21 protein-coding genes are annotated in these 20553 nt (G+C 42.0%); 9 read left to right on the top strand and 12 right to left on the bottom strand.

Annotated elements, in window-relative coordinates:
• Positions 1-3: 3 nt before the first annotated feature.
• Positions 4-1035 carry an oxygen-dependent tRNA uridine(34) hydroxylase TrhO gene (trhO, locus tag EZV76_RS02310; protein ID WP_136564966.1) on the bottom strand — a complete coding sequence of 344 codons (1032 nt, stop codon included), beginning with the start codon at positions 1033-1035 and terminating at the stop codon, positions 4-6.
• A gap of 286 nt (positions 1036-1321) precedes the next feature.
• Between trhO and recA the strand changes: the two genes are divergently transcribed.
• The 5 genes from recA (at position 1322) to EZV76_RS02335 (ending at position 6249) form a co-directional block, all read left to right on the top strand.
• A complete protein-coding gene (recA, locus tag EZV76_RS02315; RefSeq protein WP_136564967.1) occupies positions 1322-2329 on the top strand; it encodes a recombinase RecA in 1008 nt (335 codons plus the stop codon).
• Positions 2330-2427: 98 nt separating this feature from the next.
• Positions 2428-2865: a hypothetical protein gene (locus tag EZV76_RS02320; RefSeq protein ID WP_136564968.1), complete on the top strand. Its 438-nt coding sequence runs from the start codon at positions 2428-2430 to the stop codon at positions 2863-2865.
• A gap of 36 nt (positions 2866-2901) precedes the next feature.
• A complete protein-coding gene (locus tag EZV76_RS02325; RefSeq protein ID WP_136564969.1) occupies positions 2902-3432 on the top strand; it encodes an RNA polymerase sigma factor in 531 nt (176 codons plus the stop codon).
• A gap of 11 nt (positions 3433-3443) precedes the next feature.
• Positions 3444-4949 (top strand): hypothetical protein, encoded by a 1506-nt coding sequence (locus EZV76_RS02330; protein WP_136564970.1) that lies wholly within the window; start codon positions 3444-3446, stop codon positions 4947-4949.
• Positions 4950-5085: 136 nt separating this feature from the next.
• Positions 5086-6249, top strand: a complete 1164-nt coding sequence (locus tag EZV76_RS02335; protein ID WP_136564971.1) for a histidine kinase — start codon at positions 5086-5088, stop codon at positions 6247-6249.
• An 8-nt stretch (positions 6250-6257) separates the two neighbouring features.
• On the opposite strand, the gene EZV76_RS02340 is transcribed toward EZV76_RS02335, so the two are convergent.
• A complete protein-coding gene (locus EZV76_RS02340) occupies positions 6258-6998 on the bottom strand; it encodes a lysophospholipid acyltransferase family protein (RefSeq protein ID WP_136564972.1) in 741 nt (246 codons plus the stop codon).
• A gap of 58 nt (positions 6999-7056) precedes the next feature.
• On the opposite strand from EZV76_RS02340, the gene EZV76_RS02345 reads away from it, so the two are divergent.
• Both EZV76_RS02345 and trpS read left to right on the top strand, forming a co-directional pair.
• Positions 7057-7299: a GlsB/YeaQ/YmgE family stress response membrane protein gene (locus tag EZV76_RS02345; protein ID WP_136564973.1), complete on the top strand. Its 243-nt coding sequence runs from the start codon at positions 7057-7059 to the stop codon at positions 7297-7299.
• A gap of 84 nt (positions 7300-7383) precedes the next feature.
• Positions 7384-8352, top strand: a complete 969-nt coding sequence (trpS, locus tag EZV76_RS02350; RefSeq protein ID WP_136564974.1) for a tryptophan--tRNA ligase — start codon at positions 7384-7386, stop codon at positions 8350-8352.
• 28 nt (positions 8353-8380) lie between these two features.
• Here trpS and dprA read toward each other — a convergent pair whose 3' ends face one another.
• Positions 8381-9487, bottom strand: coding sequence for a DNA-processing protein DprA (gene dprA, locus EZV76_RS02355; RefSeq protein ID WP_136564975.1), 1107 nt, complete (start codon positions 9485-9487; stop codon positions 8381-8383).
• A gap of 105 nt (positions 9488-9592) precedes the next feature.
• On the opposite strand from dprA, the gene EZV76_RS02360 reads away from it, so the two are divergent.
• Together EZV76_RS02360 and EZV76_RS02365 are read left to right on the top strand one after the other, a co-directional pair.
• A complete protein-coding gene (locus EZV76_RS02360) occupies positions 9593-10537 on the top strand; it encodes an HU domain-containing protein (RefSeq protein WP_136564976.1) in 945 nt (314 codons plus the stop codon).
• Positions 10538-10595: 58 nt separating this feature from the next.
• Entirely contained in the window at positions 10596-11108 is a 513-nt protein-coding gene (locus EZV76_RS02365) for an acyl-CoA thioesterase (RefSeq protein WP_129653951.1), read from the top strand.
• A gap of 342 nt (positions 11109-11450) precedes the next feature.
• Here the strand turns inward: EZV76_RS02365 and EZV76_RS02370 are convergent, their stop codons facing one another.
• The 9 genes from EZV76_RS02370 to EZV76_RS02410 form a co-directional block, all read right to left on the bottom strand.
• Complete coding sequence (locus EZV76_RS02370) at positions 11451-12326, bottom strand: HEPN domain-containing protein (RefSeq protein ID WP_136564977.1); 876 nt, start codon at positions 12324-12326, stop codon at positions 11451-11453.
• 158 nt (positions 12327-12484) lie between these two features.
• The gene (locus EZV76_RS02375; RefSeq protein ID WP_136564978.1) at positions 12485-13333 is read right to left on the bottom strand and encodes a hypothetical protein; all 849 of its coding nucleotides are present in this window, start codon (positions 13331-13333) and stop codon (positions 12485-12487) included.
• 359 nt (positions 13334-13692) lie between these two features.
• Positions 13693-14529 carry an aldo/keto reductase gene (locus EZV76_RS02380; protein WP_136564979.1) on the bottom strand — a complete coding sequence of 279 codons (837 nt, stop codon included), beginning with the start codon at positions 14527-14529 and terminating at the stop codon, positions 13693-13695.
• Between the two features lie 3 nt (positions 14530-14532).
• Positions 14533-15759, bottom strand: coding sequence for a murein hydrolase activator EnvC family protein (locus EZV76_RS02385; RefSeq protein WP_136564980.1), 1227 nt, complete (start codon positions 15757-15759; stop codon positions 14533-14535).
• A 1-nt stretch (position 15760) separates the two neighbouring features.
• Positions 15761-16546: a lipoprotein insertase outer membrane protein LolB1 gene (lolB1, locus tag EZV76_RS02390; protein ID WP_136565536.1), complete on the bottom strand. Its 786-nt coding sequence runs from the start codon at positions 16544-16546 to the stop codon at positions 15761-15763.
• 2 nt (positions 16547-16548) lie between these two features.
• Positions 16549-17475 carry a tetratricopeptide repeat protein gene (locus tag EZV76_RS02395; protein WP_136564981.1) on the bottom strand — a complete coding sequence of 309 codons (927 nt, stop codon included), beginning with the start codon at positions 17473-17475 and terminating at the stop codon, positions 16549-16551.
• A gap of 37 nt (positions 17476-17512) precedes the next feature.
• On the bottom strand, positions 17513-18529 hold the full coding sequence (locus tag EZV76_RS02400) for a sugar phosphate nucleotidyltransferase (protein ID WP_136564982.1): 1017 nt from the start codon (positions 18527-18529) through the stop codon (positions 17513-17515).
• Positions 18530-18555: 26 nt separating this feature from the next.
• Positions 18556-18990, bottom strand: a complete 435-nt coding sequence (dut, locus tag EZV76_RS02405; RefSeq protein ID WP_136564983.1) for a dUTP diphosphatase — start codon at positions 18988-18990, stop codon at positions 18556-18558.
• A complete protein-coding gene (locus tag EZV76_RS02410; protein ID WP_136564984.1) occupies positions 18980-20449 on the bottom strand; it encodes a lipopolysaccharide biosynthesis protein in 1470 nt (489 codons plus the stop codon). The genes dut and EZV76_RS02410 overlap by 11 nt, the downstream gene beginning before the upstream one ends.
• Positions 20450-20553: the final 104 nt, after the last annotated feature.

Raw genomic sequence — 20553 nt, forward strand, 5'->3', positions numbered from 1 at the left:
ATGCTAGTTTTTGTATTTCAACACGGGAGAACGTCCTTTTTTAAAAATCTTGTTGCTGACTTCCTTCCCCTTGCGGAGTTTCTTTTGCTCCTCATAAGGCAGGGCATGGATTTCTTGACATTCCGTAGAGCAGCAATTATCCATTGCCTTAGCACATTCCTCGCACTGGATAAACAGCAAATGACAGGCTTCATTGGCGCAATTGACATGGGTATCGCAAGGTTTACCGCATTGGTGGCAATTGGAAATGATGTCATCCGAAATACGCTCCCCTCTCCGGTGGTCAAAAACAAAGTTTTTGCCTAAAAATTTATTTTCAAGATTGTTGGCCTTGACCTGTCTGGTATATTCAATGATACCACCTTCCAACTGGTACACATTTTTAAAACCTTTGTGTTTGTAATAAGCGCTGGCCTTTTCGCAACGAATGCCTCCGGTACAGTACATGACCAATTTCTTATCTTCCTTGTGTTCGGCCAAATCAGCTTCAATAATATCCAAAGAATCCCTAAATGTATCCACATCCGGTGTAATGGCATTTTTAAAGTGGCCTATTTCACTTTCATAGTGGTTTCGCATATCCACCAAAACCGTATCAGGGTCCTCAATAAGCTCATTGAACTGTTCGGCGCCTACGTGAATTCCTTTGTTGGTGACATCAAAGGTGTTGTCGTTCAATCCATCGGCCACAATTTTTTCACGGACTTTGACTTTCAGCTTCAGGAAGGATTTATTGTCCTGCTCAATGGCAATGTTCAATCGAACGTTTTCCAAGAAAGTAATGCTGTCCAAGTGCGCTTTAAAGATTTCAAAATTTTCCGCAGGAACAGAAAGTTGCGCATTAATCCCTTCGTGGGCCACATAGATTCGGCCTAAAACCTCCATCTCATTCCAAGCTATAAAAAGATGGTTTCGTAAAATTTTGGGGTTCCCAATGTGTGCGTACTGATAGAAAGAGATGGTAAGCCGATCCTTGCCCGCTTCCTCAATAAGTTTCTCCCTTTCCTTTGCGCTTAATGTATTGTACAGTTGCATGCTATACCAATATTTTAAGTTAAAGAATGGCTCTCTAAAAATGATTGCAAAGATACAAATTCCCGTTGAGGTAAAAAGAAAAGGGTTTCCTTAATACAGAAACCCTTTTAAAACCACTTTGGTCTTTTTCACAGCTAAATTTTCTCCCTACCTTGAATGTCGAACTAATGTTCGCCCTATGGATATTGAGTTAGTACCCCTTAGATTCATATCTGATAAAAAGGTTGCGTGGCCTTTGTCGTATGAAGAAAGAAATGGTATTTTAGCCTTCCTAATCCATTGAACCATGAGCAACGAAAAAGAAGCAAAATTAAAAGCCCTTAAACTAACACTGGACAAGTTAGACAAGACTTACGGCAAGGGTGCCGTGATGAAAATGGGTGATAGTGTAGTGGAAGATGTTGAGGTAATCCCCACTGGATCGTTGGGATTGGACGTTGCTTTGGGCGTTGGCGGATACCCACGGGGAAGGGTCATCGAAATCTACGGCCCCGAATCGTCCGGTAAGACCACATTGACTTTACATGCCATTGCCGAAGCCCAAAAAGCTGGTGGTATTGCTGCCTTTATCGATGCGGAACATGCTTTTGATCGTTTTTATGCCAAAAAATTGGGTGTGGATATCGACAACCTCATCATTTCCCAACCCGATCATGGGGAACAAGCGTTGGAGATTGCTGACAACCTGATTCGTTCAGGAGCCATTGATATTGTTATTGTGGATTCTGTTGCGGCTTTGACTCCAAAAAGTGAAATTGAAGGAGAAATGGGCGATTCCAAAATGGGGTTACATGCCCGACTCATGTCGCAAGCCCTTAGGAAATTGACCTCTACCATAAGCAAAACCAAGTGTACGGTAATCTTTATCAACCAATTGCGGGAAAAAATCGGTGTCATGTTCGGAAATCCTGAAACCACCACCGGGGGTAATGCCCTTAAATTTTACGCTTCGGTACGATTGGATATCAGGCGTTCCACCCAGATAAAGAGCACCGATGGGGATGTCCAAGGAAATAAGACCCGTGTAAAAGTGGTCAAGAACAAGGTGGCACCACCGTTCAAGACGGCTGAGTTCGATATCATGTATGGCGAAGGGATTTCCAAAGTTGGTGAAATCATAGATTTGGGAGTGGCCTATGAAATCATCAAGAAAAGTGGTTCATGGTTCAGTTATGGTGATACCAAATTGGGCCAGGGAAGGGATGCGGTAAAAGCACTTTTATTGGACAACCCAGAACTATCCGAAGAACTTGAAACCAAAATCAAGGAAGCTATTTCCGCAGTTACTTCGTAAACCCAGCCCGATATATCCGGACAGGTTTAACTTTTTCCTGTGAAAATCCAACGCAACCCTTGACAATACTGTACATCTAGGGACTAAAAAGGATTTATATGAAAAAAGTGTTTGTGCCCATATTGGTACTTGTGGCATGTTCATTGTTCAGCTCTTGTAATCTGGACGATGATACCCCAAATTTTTATTTTACCACCTTGGCTGCCGTGGAAGCGGAAATGCCTGAGTCTTTTGAACTCAACCAAACCTACAACATCAAAGTTACCTATGTGAGGCCCAATGGCTGCACATTTTTTGAAGGATTCGATGTAACCAAATTGGGAGAAACTGACCGTGAGGTCGTTGTAGTGGGCTCTGTATTGACCGGTGAAGACACAGCATGCACAGAAGTTGTTCAGGAGGTTGAAGCCACTTTACCTTTCAGGGTAATTTTCACGGGAGAATACAATTTTAAATTTTATGCCGGCCAAGATGCCAATGATGAAGCTATATTCTTGGAATACACTGTACCGGTGAATGAGGCTCAAACTAATTAAAAATTTAGACAGTAACTATCCAAAATTGACCAACATTTGGATTTAGAAGAACTGATATATAACTGCAAAAAGGGGAAAAGGCACGCACAGGCCGAACTATACCGGAGATATTCCGGTATTCTTTTCGGTATGTGTCTTAAGTACTCCAAGAATAAAGCTGAAGCGGAGGATAACCTCCATGACAGCTTTATGACCATTTTCAGCAAAATAGATCAGTACAGTTTCCAAGGGTCTTTTGAGGGTTGGATCAAACGGATCACCGTAAATACCGTTTTACAGAAATACCGAAAAGAACAGTATTTGGACGTGGTGTCCGAAAATATGGGAGATGAGCCCGACTTGGAAGTTGAACAGACAGACGTAAGCCTGTCCACCCTATTGGGCTACATCCAAGAATTACCAACCAAGTACAGGCTCACGTTCAATCTTTATGTTTTGGACGGCTACAGCCATAAGGAAATCAGTGAGATGTTGGGGACATCCACTGGAACATCAAAATCCAATTTGGCCAGGGCCAAAATGATTTTGAGGGAAAAAATAGAGAAAGAAAAAATAAACATTGCTTAAAGCGCTTGATCATGGGGAAAAAGAATCTAGAGCAATTGTTCAAGGAAACCTTTGAGGGATTTCAAGAAACCCCGGACGATAACGTCTGGGAGTCCATTGAAGCTTCCTTGGACAAGAAGAAACGAAAAAAACGGGTTGTGCCTATTTGGTGGCAATTGGGTGGCGTGGCCGCATTATTGGCTATTCTATTCTACATTATCAGTCCGCTGGGAACAACCCAAGAAGGTGAAATCATCATCTCAGATACAGAAACTCCTGTACAAAATAATGCAACAGGTGAGGGCAACAATACCTCCACCAATGAAGAAGTACAAGGTTTAGTGGATTCTTCTTCGGAAGAAGATAAAACAAATGTGGAAAATGGCTCCGAAGGTACTATGAACTTTAATAGGAGTATCAATTCCAAAGAACAAGTGGTCGATACAGACTCCAAAAAGAGGGGTACTGCCAAAGCTGACCAAAATATTCCAGCACAGCTTCAAAATCAAAAAGATGTTGCTTTGGCTTTGAACGAAGATGTTCCAGAAGAAGGTCAAACACTTGATAAGATTCTAGACAAAGAAGAGGTAATTCCCCATACAGGGGACAAATCCCAAGAGGCAATAGCCCAAAACGATTCCACGGACAAAAACAATATTGAGCAACCTCATTCTGAAGCTTTGGGTCAAAAAAACAAGGAAGAAGCCATCGCTGCAAGTCAAAAAGAGTCAACAGAAAAGAAGTCCATTTATGATGCCATAAGAGAACAAGAAGAAGAGGAAATAGTCGTGGCCAACAACAACTCTGGCAAATGGTCCGTAGGCCCTTCCGTTGCCCCTGTATATTTTAATGCTACAGGAGATGGTTCTCCCATACATTCAGATTTTGCAAGCAACTCCAAATCCGGTAATTTTAATTTAAGTTATGGGCTTACCGTTGCCTATGAAGTTGGCAAGAAAGTAAAGGTGCGTTCCGGGGTACATAGGGTAAACTTTGGGTACGACACCAATGATGTAGTGTTCTCTTCATCTTCAAGGGTGTCATCAGATGAGAAGTTGGATAATATTAATTATAGCCAAAAATCGCAGACCTTGGTGGTGCAGAGTAAAAACAATCTACCCAACGATTTGCCAACAGATGCCTTTATAGAGCTTACATCCAACGAAATTCCTGTTCTGGATGGGAAAATGGTACAACAATTGGGCTATATAGAAATTCCTTTGGAAGTGGACTATGCCTTGATAGATAGAAAATTTGGCGTTGACCTTATTGGAGGAGTAAGTTCCCTGTTCTTAGTGGACAATTCGGTATTGCTGGAAGCGGAAGGTTTGGTTACCGAAATTGGAGAGGCCACTAATGCCAATGACGTAAACTTCAGTGCCAATTTTGGCATGGGATTCAATTACAAGTTTACCCCTAAAGTACAGCTTAATATAGAACCTGTTTTTAAATATCAAATGAACACCTTTTCCAAAACAGCTGGGGAATTTCAACCCTTTTCCTTGGGTGTATACAGCGGTGTAAGTTTTAAATTCTAGCTATAAAGAAGTTGGTTAGGAAGATTGCCCCTTTAGGCAATCACTTGAGTGCTCCAGACTTTGGAGCACTTTTTTTATGGCTCCATCTAAAAAAATATTTAGTACATTATGGCTGTAAACTAACCTATATCAACCTATGAATGAGCAGTTTGAGAATATTCTCATTTATTTTTCAAAATCATTGATGGGAAAGGCTAATGAAGAGGATATCCTATGGGATTTGGCCAAGAATTGTATTGCCAAATTAGGATTTGTGGACTGTGTGGTGTATCTGTTGGACCATGACAACCGGTTACTTGTACAAAAAGCAGCATATGGTCCAAAAAATCCAAAAGACCAGAAATTGTACAACCCCGTTGAAATAAATATTGGGGATGGAATTACTGGATATGTGGCCCAAAGCGGGCAAGCAGAAATCATCAAAGACACATCAAAAGATAATAGGTATATAGAAGATGATGCTCTACGGCTTTCCGAAATCTGTGTGCCCATTGTATACGAAGACACCATTTACGGAGTCATTGATTGCGAACATCCCCAAGCCAATTTTTTTACTGCCCATCACCTTAAAATGCTTTCGGCCATTGCATCTATCTGCGCCATAAAAATTAAAAGTGTCAGGGACAATTTGGCCTTGATGGAGGAAAAGGATAGATTACTTGAAATTAAGGAAGAAATGTTGGCGTTGAAGTTGAAAACCTTGAACTCCCAATTAAATCCTCATTTTGTTTTCAATGCGCTCAATTCCATCCAGTATTTCATCACTTCGGAAAAAAAGAGGTTGGCCTTGGAATACTTATCAACCTTCAGCAAATTGATTCGATTTTATTTAAAACAATTGGAACGGGACACAGTATCCCTCAAGGAAGAGATTGAGATGCTGAATGCATTCCTGAAACTCCAGAAGCTCCGTTATGATGACTCGTTTGATTTTGGAATCGCCATTTCCGAAGGTTCAGACAAAGTGGGTGAAGCTATAATTCCATCCCTTGTGGTTCAAACTTTTTTTGAAAACACTATAGAACAGTCCATGTCCAACCAACAAAAGAATCAGCATTTCAAAATCACTTTTAAAGTTTTTGAAAATTCGGTCACTATGGAGGTCCAACACAAAAAACAAAATACTGGGGCATTCTCCGAAAATCATCCTGAACACCGGCAGAATATTTTGCAATGGCAAGATCAAATTGATTTGTTGAACACCTTGAAACAGTACAACATTACCCATACCATTACGGAATCCAACAATGAAGGCAACTACATTAGAAACATGGCCTTAAAACTTCCCAATCTTACCTGAATCAATCTTTATAAACTTTCGGTCAGCTCCTTTAAAATCACCTCCCTTACCTCTTCCCTTAGGGTTGATTTATCCTCTTCCGCCAATATCCCAGTTTCAAAAAAATGGTGCACTTTGGCACGTATCCTACCAGGCCTTCCACTAAAAAATGTAAAAGAAAAACGTTTTTTGTTGTCATAAAACGTAATCGGGACTATGGGTATCTTATGGGCAATGGCCATTTTAAAGGCCCCATCCTTGAATTCATCCAGAAGAATATGTTCCTCTGGCACTCCCCCCTCTGGAAATATGCAGATGCTCAGGCCTTGGTCCAACCGTCGTTGGGCCCGGCGATATACCCCGGTCCTGCTCCGCACATCCTCGCGGTCTACCATAATGCAGACTCTTTTGTAGAAAAATCCAAAAACTGGAATCTTAACCAGTTCTTTTTTACCCACAAAAACAAAGGGGTTTTTGCTTACCACCAACATCAACATAATATCTAACATACTGGCATGGTTGGCCACCAACATATAGCTCTTCCCTTTTTCCATATCCTGCTCCCGTATAATCTTTGGGAAGCATCCCATACCATATAGAATGGGCTTTGCCCATAAGTTTTTGGCCATCCAGAAAAATTGGGAATAGGTCCTTTCTGATATTGTGGCCAACAGTAAAAAGGGAAAAAAAACAAAAATAGGTGCGGCCACCAGCACGTAAAACCAAATCCTGTACAGAGCATGCCCTGCATTTCTGATTATTGGAAGCATGTTTCAAAAGTAGAATTTTTCAATATCTTTATAAGGCTAACCATTAAAACTTGTAGCAATGGGATTACTTTATGCATTATTGATCGGAGCACTTGCTGGCTGGCTGGCCGGGAAAATTATGAAAGGGGGAGGCTTTGGCGTTCTACTGAACATTATTCTTGGTATTGTTGGCGGTATTGTGGGCAATTGGCTTTTTGGCACTTTGGGCATCAACATTGGCTCAGGGGTCATTGGTGATCTACTTACAGGGGTCATTGGGGCGGTTGTCCTTCTTTTTGTGGCCAGTCTGTTTAAGAAGTAGCTTTTTTCAAAGAAAACAAATTAGCGGCTTTTGCCGCTTTTTTTATACCCTACGGATGTGTACTTTTACGGGCAAAAATGTAACATGGCCCGTATCCTCACCGGAATCCAAAGTACAGGAACGCCCCATTTGGGAAATATCTTGGGTGCTATAATGCCTGCCATTGAAATGGCAAAAGACCCCAAAAATGATTCGTTTCTTTTTATTGCCGATATGCATTCGCTCACCCAGATCAAGGATGGGGAACTATTGCGAAGCAACACCCATGCCATAGCAGCCGCGTGGTTGGCGTTTGGGCTCGATATAAACAAAACCGTTTTTTATCGTCAGAGCGATGTGCCACAGACCGCCGAACTGGCTTGGTACCTTAGCTGCTTTTTCCCATATCAGCGGTTAACACTTGCCCATTCGTTCAAGGATAAGGCCGATCGGTTGGAAGATGTAAATGCCGGGCTCTTCACCTACCCCATGCTCATGGCTGCCGACATTCTATTGTATGATGCCGATATTGTTCCCGTAGGGAAAGACCAGTTGCAACATCTGGAAATGACCCGCGATGTGGCCTCCCGCTTCCACAACCAGATGGGAGAGACCTTTGTAATGCCAGAGGGCAAGGTCCATGAAGGAACCATGTACGTTCCCGGCACCGATGGGGAAAAAATGAGCAAGAGTCGCAACAATCTCATCAACCTATTTCAACCAGACAAAAAGTTGCGCAAACAGATTATGGGCATAGTAACGGACAGCACGCCCATGGAAGAGCCCAAAGACCCGAGCAAGGACAATGTCTTTGCCCTCTACAAACTTTTGGCCACTCCCGAACAGATAGAAGAGATGAGCGCCAACTATTTGGCAGGCAATTATGGCTACGGACATGCCAAACAAGCTTTATATGAGGTTATTGTTGAGAAATTTAAAAAGCCCCGTGAAAAGTTTGACTACTATATGAACCATTTGGATGAGGTGGATGAAGCCTTGGCTATTGGTGCCACAAAAGCCCAAAAAGTGGCCAATGGGGTTTTGGAACGGGTAAGGGAGAAGTTAGGGTATTGATCATTGGTCATTAGTTATTGTTTATTGATCAAATCGCCTCGAACAATTTACCGGGCAATGGTCGGATCAATCCTTTCATTTCCAAGTTCAAAAGAGTGGATGAGGTTTTAAAAATAGGTAGTTTACACTCCAAAGCTACGGTGTCCAGCAGTTGTTTCCCGTTCAACTGCAAGTACGAATAGACCGAATTTTCTGTTTCATCCAAATCGATGAAAAGCTGTTTTTGTAATGGGGATTTTTCCTTTTTTTCCTCCAATTCCCATCCCAAATGATAAATCAAATCCGCTGCGGAAGTAAGCAAATGGGCTTTTTGCCTTTTAATAAGGTCATTGCACCCCCTGCTATACTTATCCGTACACCTTCCCGGTGCTGCAAACACTTCCCGATTATACCCATTGGCCAAATCTGCCGTCACAAGACTTCCTCCCTTCTCAGCAGATTCCACTACCAAAGTTGCCTCACTCATCCCTGCTATGATACGGTTTCGCTTTAGAAAATTTTCCCGGTCCGGCTTGCTGCTGCTCCAAAATTCTGTGATGAATCCCCCATTCCGTTCCATTTGCGTCACATACTTTTTATGCGCTTTAGGGTAAATCTGATTGAGACCATGAGCCAAGCATGCCACGGTCTGCAATCCCCTTTCCATGGCCGCTTTTTGGGTGGCAATGTCCACCCCATATGCAAAACCACTCACCAAAATGGGGTCCAATGGAGCAATCTCCTCAACAAACGCCTCGCAAAAAGCAGTACCATAGCTTGTAATATTTCGAGTGCCCACTACACTGATAATCCTTCTTTCCCTTAAATTGATGTTGCCCTTCTTAAAAATAAGAATGGGACCATCCACACAATGTTTCAAATAAGTCGGATAGTCTTCATCCATAAAATAGGATGCCACGATGTTTTCCTTGGAAAGAAATTGGTACTCGGATTCGGCCTCATCCAGATACATGGCATCGTGGAGTCCCTTCAAAGTAAACTGACCAATCCCCTCTATCTTTAAAAGGTGGTGCAGCTTGTCCTTAAAAACGGCCATTGGGCTACCGCAGTGGGAAATTAATTTTTTGGCCGTGATGTCGCCAATATTGGGAATGGCCTGCAGGCGGAGCGCCGCAATAATTTCAGGTTCAGTCATTTGATTTGGGTGTGATAATTGTTCACAAAATACAGATTTTCAAATGTTAATAAAAAGTTATCCCTCCTATTTTGTTCTCCTATATTTTTTGCAATATTTGTGGCCATGCGGATTGATTCTTACATAGAAAAATTGCTGTTCGATTACAATTGTGTTGTGGTTCCCGGTTTTGGGGCTTTTTTGGCACATGGAAAATCCGCAGAGATTGATGTGACCACCAACACTTTGGTCCCTCCTTCCAAAACCATTTCCTTTAATGCCCAATTGTCCAAAAATGATGGGCTTTTGGTGTCCCATATTGCCAAGGAAAAAAAATTGGGCTATGAGGAGTTGTTGCAAGAAGTGGAAGAAGTATCCCGTTCATGGAAAAGTAAGTTGGAACAAGGGGAAAGCATTGAACTTTTTGGGGTTGGAAAGCTTTGGCACAATAGGGAACAACGGATCCAATTCCAACCAGAGAACAAAACCAACTTTTTGACGTCATCTTTTGGGTTGTCTGCTTTTTCGGCCACCCCTATCCAGCGCGAGGTGCTCAAAGAGGAAGTTGAGGAACTCGAAGAAAAAATTCCGTTCATTATTACTCCTGAAAAACGGGAACAAACCTCCTTCAGGCCTTGGTTAAAATATGCTGCCGTGTTGTTTTTGGCCGTTTCCTTGGGTGTTACTTCATACCGCACTTATGGTGACCTTCAACAAAAACAGTTCGCCGTACAGCAAGAGGCCCAAGAACAGGTGTCACGTTTAATCCAGGAGGCCACTTTCTTTGAAAGTGATCCCTTGGAACTGCCTGCCTTGAATTTGGATGTAACCAAAAAGAAATTAGGCAAACACCATGTCATTGCTGGCGCTTTCCGTATGGAAGAAAACGCTGAAAAACGTGTGGAACAGCTAAAAAGTAAAGGTTTCAATGCATTTTATTTAGGCATCAACAAATATGGCCTTCACCAAGTGGCCTACGATAGTTTTGAAGATCCCAAGGAAGCCTTGGCTTTTCTTAAAAAGGTAAAGACCTCCGAATCCCGTGATGCTTGGCTCCTTTCCGAGAAATAAGCCTACTTTTCTTTAAAACGATACGACACTTCAATATCTTTGCGCAAAATTTAAAGGTATGCGCGCCAAAACTCCAAGCGAATCCAGAACTGTAATGACCGATTTGGTCCTCCCCAGCGAAACCAATCCCTTGAACAACCTGTTTGGCGGGGAACTCTTGGCCCGAATGGATCGGGCTGCCAGCATTTCGGCCCGTAGGCATAGCCGAAGAATCACAGTTACAGCCTCAGTGAACCATGTGGCCTTTAACCGGGCAGTGCCCCTAGGTAGTGTGGTGACCGTGGAAGCCGCTGTTTCCCGGGCGTTCAAGACCTCCATGGAGATTTTTATTGATGTGTGGATCGAGGATCGTTTTACCGGCGAACGCACCAAGGCCAATGAGGCCATTTATACCTTTGTGGCTGTGGACGATACTGGAAAACCTACCGAAGTCCCAGAACTTGCCCCTGAAACAGACTTGGAAAAGGAACGTTTTGCCGCCGCTTTACGGAGAAAACAGTTGAGCTTGGTCTTGGCCGGAAAATTGAAGCCCTCAGATGCTACCGAGCTAAAGGCTTTGTTTCTGGGTTGATTCTCGATCCAGTCTTTCTTGGCTTCAACAAGTTCATCTGAAGGAAAAACCACTCAGGTTGCCAATTTTTAAGGGAAATTATGACAAGTCGAGCGTAACCCATATCATATTTTAGGATTATGGGATTCCATGTCAAGCACGGAATGACGTTGGGGACGGACACGAATTCCCCCAATTGCCCGAATGTTCATGTCATTTCGACAGAGCGAGGTACGAGCGACGAGAAATCCATGGTTGGGTGAGATTTCTCAATCGTCACTCCGTTCCTCATATCGAAATGACGATGGCAGCACAAAACATATGCAATTTACTCTCAGTTTCTATAGATTCCTGATACATGTTTCACGAATCCACTCCCCCGATCCGTGCTATCTTTTCTTTACAGATTTCCCCTGTCCTGTTCTTTAGTTCCAGCACATAGGATGAGAGCTTTTCCAGTTCAGGTTTGGTCACCGTATATTCATCCATTTTATAGCGGGCATCTATATAGGCGCGCTTCAACAGTTCAAACAAATGTTTGTCCTCCTCGGTCTGCTTGGGGAAGACATTGAACCGCCTGTCGCACATTTCCACTTTGATTCCCAAGGTCTCCAGATTGTGGTCTTTGGGGCGATAGTCCGTAAACACCAACAAGATAGTGGTGTAATAACGTTCCGTGGCCTGATGGAGATTAAATGCAGCTAAATGAAAGTCAGGTTTATTCAAACAATACTCAAACAAATCTAAAAATCCATTCGCACTCTCAAACCACTGGTTAAAATAGTCCTGCGCCTTTTGTTGACTCTCGGCGGGCGTCAGTATCTTGGGGTCGGCCAGTTTAAACTTTTGCGAGTCGTACAACACGATGCCCTCTTTCTTGATGTCCCTAAAAAAGTAATTGCCCGCGCGAAGGGCCTGATTCAGGTGCTTTATGCCATGGAAAATAAGGTTTACGGGGGTGGTCACCTGGCCTGTGGTGACCAGTTCGGCTTTGATCTTGTCCTCAATGCGATATTTTTGTTTCAGGTCTTCGTGAGTGAGCACTACCAGCAGGTCATAGTCGCTCCGATATTCGTAGGTGATGCCTTTTTCCATATAGGTGTCCTCCACCCAGTTATCGCGGGCGTAGCTGCCAAAAAGAAGGACCATTTCCACTTCCTTAAAGCTGGACAGCAAAGCAGTGAGCTTGTGCAGCTCTTCTTGTTTTTGATTTGGGAGATGTGCCACGGTCTTGTTCAACGCTTCGGTCTGTTTATGCCTGAAAGGTAAGCATTGTTCTGCTTTTTTTAGCTGTGGGGTTTAGAGGTTGGCATTTGCCACAGAATATGATTTTGGGGTAGCGGGGTTCAAGGGCTTGTGCAACGGTTACCGTTGTTAGGTGCAGTTTTTACTTTTTATTAAATTAAATCAACATACATTCTTATGTTTCTACCTCCGTAAGTTTCAATATAAACTGGATAGGAACCATCTCCCATAAATGTATTAAAAGCAACTGCTGCGCCTTCGTGACCTTTTTCGTGCTTCATAGCCCCAAAGCCTTCATCACTTAAAGTCGCATAGCAAGCACCTGCATAAGAATATGAATATTCCGATTTTCTATCAACCTTTATTCGTTCGAATCTTTCTGATTCCAATAATTCATTAACTGTATTGTCAAAGCCTTTTATTTTTTCCTCAAAGTTGTTGAAGTCTTTTCTAAACTGATAGGTTTTTCCACTTTCTTTATCTTTAAAAAGTCTCAAATCTTCATAAGGCTGTTTTTTCCATTGAGAATCCACGTAACAAGGGTCAGTCAACATCAATTGTCCGCTATCTACATCTACATAACCAGCTAAAACAGTCTCTAATTCTTTATCTTTATCTAAAAAATCTCCAAACTCTCCAAAATCCTCAATTAGTTGGGAAATAATATTTTGTACTTCGCCTGTTTTCTTTAATTCACTTTTAAACAGAAGTAGTTCTTCATTCTTTTTTTGGATTTCAAGTGCGTGATTTTCTTTATCTAAATTTAGTCGTTCAATTTCTTCTTCTCGAATTTTTATTCTTTTACTCAAGGCATTTTCTATAAAATCGGGTGTCTTTCTTTCTAATTCAGACACTCTGTCTTTCCACAAGTTCAGATTTTTTTCTACAACTTTTATTTGCTCATCTTTAGCAGTAACTGTGCTTTTAAATTCTGAATATAAGCTTTGTAAATCCAACCGGCTGCACCAAGAGCGAAAGCATTGATGATTAGCTGAATCCATTTAATATAATCTTCTGGGTTCATATTATTTTTTCAAATTACACTTAAATTGTTTATATAAGTAAATTTTGTCATCACATCATACACCACCATTTTGGAAGGCTATGCCGAGGCTGTGCTGTTCTCTATCCAGTATTAAATGTAGGAATTTTCCAAAGATCTTAACACAGTGGTCTTGGAAATCGTGGGTTGGTCATTTCGACAGAGCGAGGTACGAGCGACGAGAAATCCATGGTTGGGTGAGATTTCTCAATCGTCACTGCACTCCTCATATCGAAATGACAATTGCGGATTTCCGATGGGAGTTGTTCACCATAAGATAAATACAACCTTGCGGTAGAAGGGTTTACTTCTTGATCTTTAGAAATCAAAATTATCCGGGTCCGGGCCAAAGCGTTTGCCACGGTCCAAGGAATCCAATCCTTGCATATCTTCTGGGCTGAGTTCAAAGTCGAAAATAGCTGCATTGGAGATGATTCGCTCTTTTTTGGAAGATTTTGGAATGGTGACCACCCCTTTTTGAAGGTCCCACCGCAACACGATCTGCGCAACGGTCTTGTTGTACTTGGAAGCCAAATCCTTCATAATCTCAAGGTCAAATATGTTCCCTTGCATCATTGGGGACCATGCTTCGTATTGAATGCCTCTGGCATGACAGAAATCTACCAAATCCTGCTGTACCAAATAGGGATGGAACTCCATTTGATTGACCATGGGGACAATTTCGGCCGAGGTCAACAAATCCTCCAAATGGTGCTGTAAAAAGTTGCTCACACCAATGGCTCGTACTCTTTTTTCCCTGTAAAGTTGTTCGAGGGCTTTCCAGGTTTCTTTGGATAGTTCACCTTTGGGCCAATGGATCAAGTATAGGTCCAGATAATTGGTGTCCAATCGTTTTAGACTCGCCTCAAAAGCTTTTAGGGTACTATCATAGCCTTGATCGGTATTCCAGACCTTGCTTACCAAGAAAACATCTTTTCGAGAAACATTGCTTTCTTTAATCCCGATGCCTACGCCTTCCTCATTGTTATAGATGGAGGCGGTATCCACATGCCGGTATCCGTGGTTCAGGGCATCCTTTACCGCGTTGATGACTTCAGTGCCGTCTTTGGAGAGATAGACTCCTAACCCAAAATAGGGCATTTGAACACCATTGTGCAGCGTAAAACTTCCTTGTAAATCCGTGATTTTTCGCATAAGTTATAATTGATAGATCCAATCCTCTGGGTTCAACCTATTGGAATCTTGATACAAATAGAACTTTAATTTTGTGGTGCCATCAAACCGATTGGTATAAACATCTCCCAAAACCTCCTTGGCCACAACCTTATCTCCTTTTTTTACATACAGTTTGGAGAGATTATAATAAGTGCTTATATAGTTTCCGTGCTTCACCGTTACTCCTTTACTCCCTCCTGGAACGGAAATAATGGCGATGACCTCTCCTTCAAAAATGGCCCTTGCCTGACCTCCTTTATCAGTTGTAATGGTGACACCGTTGTTCTGGTGCTTTATCCCGGGATATATCTTATCAGCATATACACCATACCCTTGGCTTTTTATCCCATTTTCCACTGGCCAAATAAGTCTTCCCTTATTTGCTGAAAAATTATCGGCCACCAACTTGGCTTCAGGTGTCAAAGCAAATTTTACCGCACTGGTAGACTTCCCTGAGCTTTTGTTGGAACTGGCAATGGCACTTTTGATCAACCTTTCTATTTCCCGATCAATTCTACGGGCCTCCTTTTGCTTTTCTGCTATTGCCGAAGTATACTTGGCCTCATTTTGGCGAACACTTCTTAAAAGGTCTCTTTGTGCCTCCACTTCGCGGGAAAGCTCGTTCTTGGCTTTGGTGTTCTCGGCCAACAATTGATCTTTTTCCTTACGTTGCATCACCAAATCTTGGTTGAGCTTGGCCAACTCTTCAGTCTTTAGAATAATTCCCTCTCCTTGTTTTTTTCGATGCTTCGCATATTGTTGCATGTATTGAAGCCTTTTAAAGGCCTGAAAGAAATTCTCGGCACTCAACAGGAACATCAACCGATTGTTCTGGGATTTGTTCTGATAGGTATTTTGGATAAGTTGGGCATAATCCTCCTTCAAAACTTTAAGGTCTTCTCGAAGCTTGCTAATGTTTCTAATGTTGACATTGATTTGCCTATTCAGCAAATTGGATTGTTGATTGGTAACTCTGATCAGCTCTTGGCGAACGTTTATTTTGTTGTCCAAGGCCTCCATCTGATCCAAAATGGTCCCTTTTTCCTTCCGTTCAGCGAATAGCAATCTGTTGATTTCCTTGATTTCCTGTTGTAGCCGTTCCCGCTTGGCCTCCAATGCCTTTTGCTCACTGGTCTGTGCAGTCGATGGAATAACAAAAAATATTGTAAAAAACAGAAAACAAATGCAATATGAAACTTTACTTCCCATATTACTTCAATGTGATTTTATCAAAACCTTTTGGAATTTTATAAGGAAAACTCATGGGTTTGTTCAATTCCAGATTCCTAAAGTTCAAATCTATGGTGGTTTTATCCTTGGCTTCGGCCGCCACAATCTTAATATCTTCAGGAAATATACTTCCAGAAATATCTTGATAGGTATATTTTATTTGAAGCTGTCTAGACTTTTCGGGTTGGGATATTTCTTGCGAAGCAATCTTGAAGTTTTTAGGTTCCAATTGCAGCAAGATCTTGAACAGCTCCCTTGCCCTTCTGGGTTTCAACTCATAGTTCTCCCCACTTACGGCAGAAGTAAACTTTTCCTTCCTTAAATCCAATACGGCATTGCCCAGTAATAAGTTCTGAACTTTGTCAAAATCCAAATCGGTTCCCAAAAGATCACTTAAGTAGCTGAAATCCCCATCAAAGTACTCGTTGTCCAACTTATTGTAAAAAGACACCTTCTCTGGCGTGATATGCGCTTTGACCACTCCCAACGGAGCACTCATCCAGATTACTTTGTCCTTTTCCATTCTTAGGCTCACGTTTACCCCTTGTGTGCCATCTCCATCTGAGTAATCTATCTTGACCCGTCCACTTAGAGTTTTAAATTTGGGTTGGTTACCATAATGGTTGTCAATGATGTTTTTTGCGGACATTCGCGAATCTACTTCGCCTCCTGTCACCGACTTGGTGCCTTTACAAGAAGCCACAAGTGCGGACATGGACAACAGCAAAATCACTGCCCTATTCTTACCTATGTCCCTTATTTGCATCCTCATAGTCCAGATTTAATCTTGTTTAAATATTCATTTGCCTTTGAGGTGTTTCCAATACTGGTATACGCCTTGGACAATTCTCTATACAAAAGGTTTGCCAAAGCATCTGTATCGTCCAATAAATAATCCAACCCACTTTCCAAAACTTCAATAGCCTTGTTAGCGTTTGATGTATTGTTCAGAGCAGCCCCATAAGCGTAATAAAAATAAGGCTGCAAGGGATACGTATCCAAAGCTTCTTTGGAAATGGCCAATGCTTCTTTATAGTTGGTATCTGCCAACAAATCGTCAATCTGACCTCGATATCGAGCTACTGGGTCGTCCTCATTTGTTTGGGGCTCCTTTCTAGTCACAACAGTTTCCGCTTCTTTCTTCCCATACTCCAAAGAATCCTTGATTTTGGAGGTCAAATCTGTGGCAAAAGTTGAATTTCCAATCTCCTTGAGTATATTCAAGGCATCCTGATACTTTTGCTTTTTGAAATATCCCAAAGCCAAGTTCTGCTTTAGCTGTCCGTTGGAATATGGAATTTGCTCTTTTACGGTATCCCACGACACCCCTTGTTTTTCCAAAATACTGAGCAGATTATCCAAATACCAAAAGTCTGTAGGTTCGGCATTTAGAGCCCTAATGGCATATTCTTGAGCTTGAATGTATTGTTTGTCCGACAAATAGGCTTTGGCCAGCTCGTAATCCACGACACTGTTCGCGGGATCCAATTGCTTGCACTTTAGGAACAAGTCAATTGCCCTGTCATAATTCTGAATCCCTTTTTGTTTGAGGGCCTCAAAAAAGCTTTCTTGGAACTCATCGGTGTACTCCTCCAAATAGACTTCGGAACTTTCTTGCTCTTCTTGGGCATGGCCTGTACTCCATGTCATCGTGGACACTGTCAAACACATCCATAAAAGAGCCGTTCTATCCATAACTATCAGGTCTCCATCGAAAACTAAAAAAGTGTCTTTACTCCATAACGGAATAATCCCCTATACTTATTGTCTCAAAGTTACCATTAAAAACCACATGATTGCCAATCATGGCATTGTCCAAATTGGCATTGGATATTTTGCTGTTTTTTTGAATAAGGCTATTCTTAACGGTTGAATTTTCCAAAACTGTGTTCGCCCCAACCGATACAAAAGGACCTACCGTGGTATTTTTGAGCACCACATTTTCACCAATAAAGCAGGGTTCTATAATATTTGCGTTTTCAGTTTTCACTGAATCGGCTATCAATTTTTCACCATCTTTTTCCAAAAAGCCCAACATGCGCTGATTGGTCTCTACGGTCACATTCTTGTTGCCGCAGTCCATCCACTCATCCACTTGTCCTGGCACAAATTTCATCCCTTTTTCCATCATGCGCTTAATACCATCGTTGATTTGGTACTCACCACCATTGGTGATATCGTTATCCAATACATGCTGTAGCTCGTTTTTCAATACGGCCACATCTTTAAAATAATAGATGCCTATCACCGCCAAATCGGATACAAACTCTTTGGGTTTTTCCACCAATTCCACAATGTGGTTGTCCTTACTCAATTTAACCACTCCAAAAGCTTCGGGGCGCTCCACTTGCTTCACCCAGATAACGCTGTCTGCTGTTTTATCTAGGTCAAAATCGGCACGGATAAGAGTATCTGCATAGGCAATGACCGCTGGACCACTCAAGGACTCCTTGGCACTCATTATGGCGTGGCCGGTTCCCAAAGGCTGATCTTGTCGGTAAATAGATCCTTTTGCTCCAAGTTCCTTGGCAAGTTCCATCAAACTCTCCACTACATCATCCCCAAAAAAAGCAGGGTCTCCCAAAATAAAGGCAACTTCCTCGATAGGTTCGCCCAGTACTTTGGCAATATCACTCACCAAGCGATGCACTATAGGCTTTCCTGCCACTGGAATCAATGGTTTTGGTACAGTTAACGTGTGTGGTCTCAGTCGGGAACCTCTTCCCGCCATTGGGACAATAATTTTCATGTTTTAAGTTATAAGGTTGTTCGTGTTTATTTTGTTCCGGTACTTCCAAAGCCGCCTGCTCCCCTGTCTGTTTCTGAAAGAAAGTTTACTTCTTCCCATTCAGCTCGTTCATGCTTTGCCAATACCATCTGGGCAATCCGCTCACCATTTTCAACAATGAACACTTCAGAGGACAGGTTCACCAAAATTACCCCCACTTCTCCACGGTAATCCGCATCAATGGTTCCAGGGGCATTCAAGACAGATATTCCCTTTTTGGCCGCCAAACCACTACGGGGCCTTACTTGGGCTTCATACCCTACAGGAAGTTCCATAAAGATTCCCGTGGGCACAACAGCTCTTTCCAAGGGTTTTAGTGTGATTGATTCTTCTAGGTTTGCCCTTAAATCCATCCCTGCGGAGGCCAATGTTTCATAATGGGGCAGTTTATGACTTGACTTGTTGATTACCTTAATTTTCACGCTTTAAAAATATGCTTCTTAGATTATCTCCTTCCATTCTATAAATCAGCATCAAAAATAATAAAAGAAGAAGGCTACCAGCTATTAAATTTCTATTAAAAACATAGAACGAGAGGATGGAAAACAGAAGTGAAACAGAAAGATAGAAGATTATTTTGCGCATATTATAAGGTACCGGATAGTATTTTCTTCCAAAGAAATACGACAGGAGCATCATGCTGCCATATGCAGCCAATGTGGCCCAGGCCGACGCCATATACCCCATTTTTGGAATCAATGCAACGTTTATGATTAAAGTGACCAAAGCTCCAATGGACGAAATATAGGCCCCAAACTTGGTCTGGTCCGTGACCTTGTACCAAACAGAGAGGTTGTGATAGATTCCCAAACAAAAACTTCCCAGCAGGATAATGGGCACAACATTTAAGGCTTCTCGATAAATTGCATTGCCGATTAGAATCTTGGCCAGTACATCTACAAAAACAATAACGCCCAGTAGAATAATACTGCCCAGAATTACAAAGTAATTGGTAATCTGTGCATAGGTTCGTTGGGGTTTTTCCGATTTGGCATGACTGAAGAAAAAAGGCTCTACACCCATCCGGAAAGCTGTACCGAACAAGGTCATGAACAAAGCCAATTTATAGCATGCACTATATTTCCCTACTTCGGCTTCCGCTATATCCTCTGGCAACATTTCGGTGAGTAAAATCTTATCGAATACTTCATTGATTGTAAATGCCACTCCGGCCAGCATTACTGGACCAGCATATTTTAACATCTTTTTCCAAAGATTTGTATCAAACGTATAGGGAACCTTAATATACGTTGGGAATAGAATCAACAGTGTAACACCGCTTGCGATAACATTCGAAATCAACACATAATGAATTTCCCAATCTGTTTTGTAAATAGAATGGTACAACCCACTTTCCGTTTCTTGGGCCATTTGGGGCAAAATCAGCAGGAAAAAGACATTAAAAACCAAGTTGATGACTACATTGATGGTTTTTAATACCGCGTAGCGCATTGGCTTTTCTTGGGCCCTCAATAGGGCAAACGGAATAATAACCAAGGCATCCAAAACCAAAATAAAGGCAGTGAACTTTATATAATCAGGGTTGATGTTGGTTACTTCAGACAGCCATTGTTTTAAAGAAAGTACCATTATCAAAAACAGCAATGATGACCCCAGTAAGGAAATAAGGGATGTTGAAACTACATTGTTTTTGTCTTCCCTCTTATGGTAAAACCTGAAGAAGGCTGTCTCCATACCATAGGCCAAAAACACGTTGAAAATGGCAATCCAAGCATAAATATTGGTATACTGCCCATACCCTGATGCATTTTCGAAAACTGAAGTGTATAGGGGTAGCAATAAGAAGGAAATGACCCGCGGCAGAACGGTGGCCAGGCCATAGATAAAAGTCTGCTTAAAAAGCCTTCTTAACGGGTTCAATAGGTGTGTTCTTTAAAACCTTTTAAATAAAGCCACAAGTTACACAAAACCCTTTAGTCCACTGGTGTCAAAATTGCGCAAACAAAAAAGGCCGCTTCAAGCGG

Origin of the sequence: Flagellimonas alvinocaridis, from assembly GCF_004916895.1 — a bacterium.
GTDB lineage: Bacteria > Bacteroidota > Bacteroidia > Flavobacteriales > Flavobacteriaceae > Flagellimonas > Flagellimonas alvinocaridis.

What these genes read in the sequence shown, in the direction of transcription:
- EZV76_RS02330 (WP_136564970.1), top strand. Translation starts at nt 3,444, where the DNA reads ATGGGGAAAAAGAATCTAGAGCAATTGTTCAAGGAAACCTTTGAGGGA.
- EZV76_RS02320 (WP_136564968.1), top strand. Translation starts at nt 2,428, where the DNA reads ATGAAAAAAGTGTTTGTGCCCATATTGGTACTTGTGGCATGTTCATTG.
- EZV76_RS02380 (WP_136564979.1), bottom strand. Translation starts at nt 14,529, where the DNA reads ATGCGAAAAATCACGGATTTACAAGGAAGTTTTACGCTGCACAATGGT.
- EZV76_RS02360 (WP_136564976.1), top strand. Translation starts at nt 9,593, where the DNA reads ATGCGGATTGATTCTTACATAGAAAAATTGCTGTTCGATTACAATTGT.
- trpS (WP_136564974.1), top strand. Translation starts at nt 7,384, where the DNA reads ATGGCCCGTATCCTCACCGGAATCCAAAGTACAGGAACGCCCCATTTG.
- EZV76_RS02400 (WP_136564982.1), bottom strand. Translation starts at nt 18,529, where the DNA reads ATGAAAATTATTGTCCCAATGGCGGGAAGAGGTTCCCGACTGAGACCA.
- recA (WP_136564967.1), top strand. Translation starts at nt 1,322, where the DNA reads ATGAGCAACGAAAAAGAAGCAAAATTAAAAGCCCTTAAACTAACACTG.
- dprA (WP_136564975.1), bottom strand. Translation starts at nt 9,487, where the DNA reads ATGACTGAACCTGAAATTATTGCGGCGCTCCGCCTGCAGGCCATTCCC.
- EZV76_RS02395 (WP_136564981.1), bottom strand. Translation starts at nt 17,475, where the DNA reads ATGGATAGAACGGCTCTTTTATGGATGTGTTTGACAGTGTCCACGATG.
- EZV76_RS02345 (WP_136564973.1), top strand. Translation starts at nt 7,057, where the DNA reads ATGGGATTACTTTATGCATTATTGATCGGAGCACTTGCTGGCTGGCTG.
- lolB1 (WP_136565536.1), bottom strand. Translation starts at nt 16,546, where the DNA reads ATGCAAATAAGGGACATAGGTAAGAATAGGGCAGTGATTTTGCTGTTG.
- EZV76_RS02385 (WP_136564980.1), bottom strand. Translation starts at nt 15,759, where the DNA reads ATGGGAAGTAAAGTTTCATATTGCATTTGTTTTCTGTTTTTTACAATA.
- EZV76_RS02340 (WP_136564972.1), bottom strand. Translation starts at nt 6,998, where the DNA reads ATGCTTCCAATAATCAGAAATGCAGGGCATGCTCTGTACAGGATTTGG.
- EZV76_RS02335 (WP_136564971.1), top strand. Translation starts at nt 5,086, where the DNA reads ATGAATGAGCAGTTTGAGAATATTCTCATTTATTTTTCAAAATCATTG.
- trhO (WP_136564966.1), bottom strand. Translation starts at nt 1,035, where the DNA reads ATGCAACTGTACAATACATTAAGCGCAAAGGAAAGGGAGAAACTTATT.
- EZV76_RS02365 (WP_129653951.1), top strand. Translation starts at nt 10,596, where the DNA reads ATGCGCGCCAAAACTCCAAGCGAATCCAGAACTGTAATGACCGATTTG.
- EZV76_RS02375 (WP_136564978.1), bottom strand. Translation starts at nt 13,333, where the DNA reads ATGGATTCAGCTAATCATCAATGCTTTCGCTCTTGGTGCAGCCGGTTG.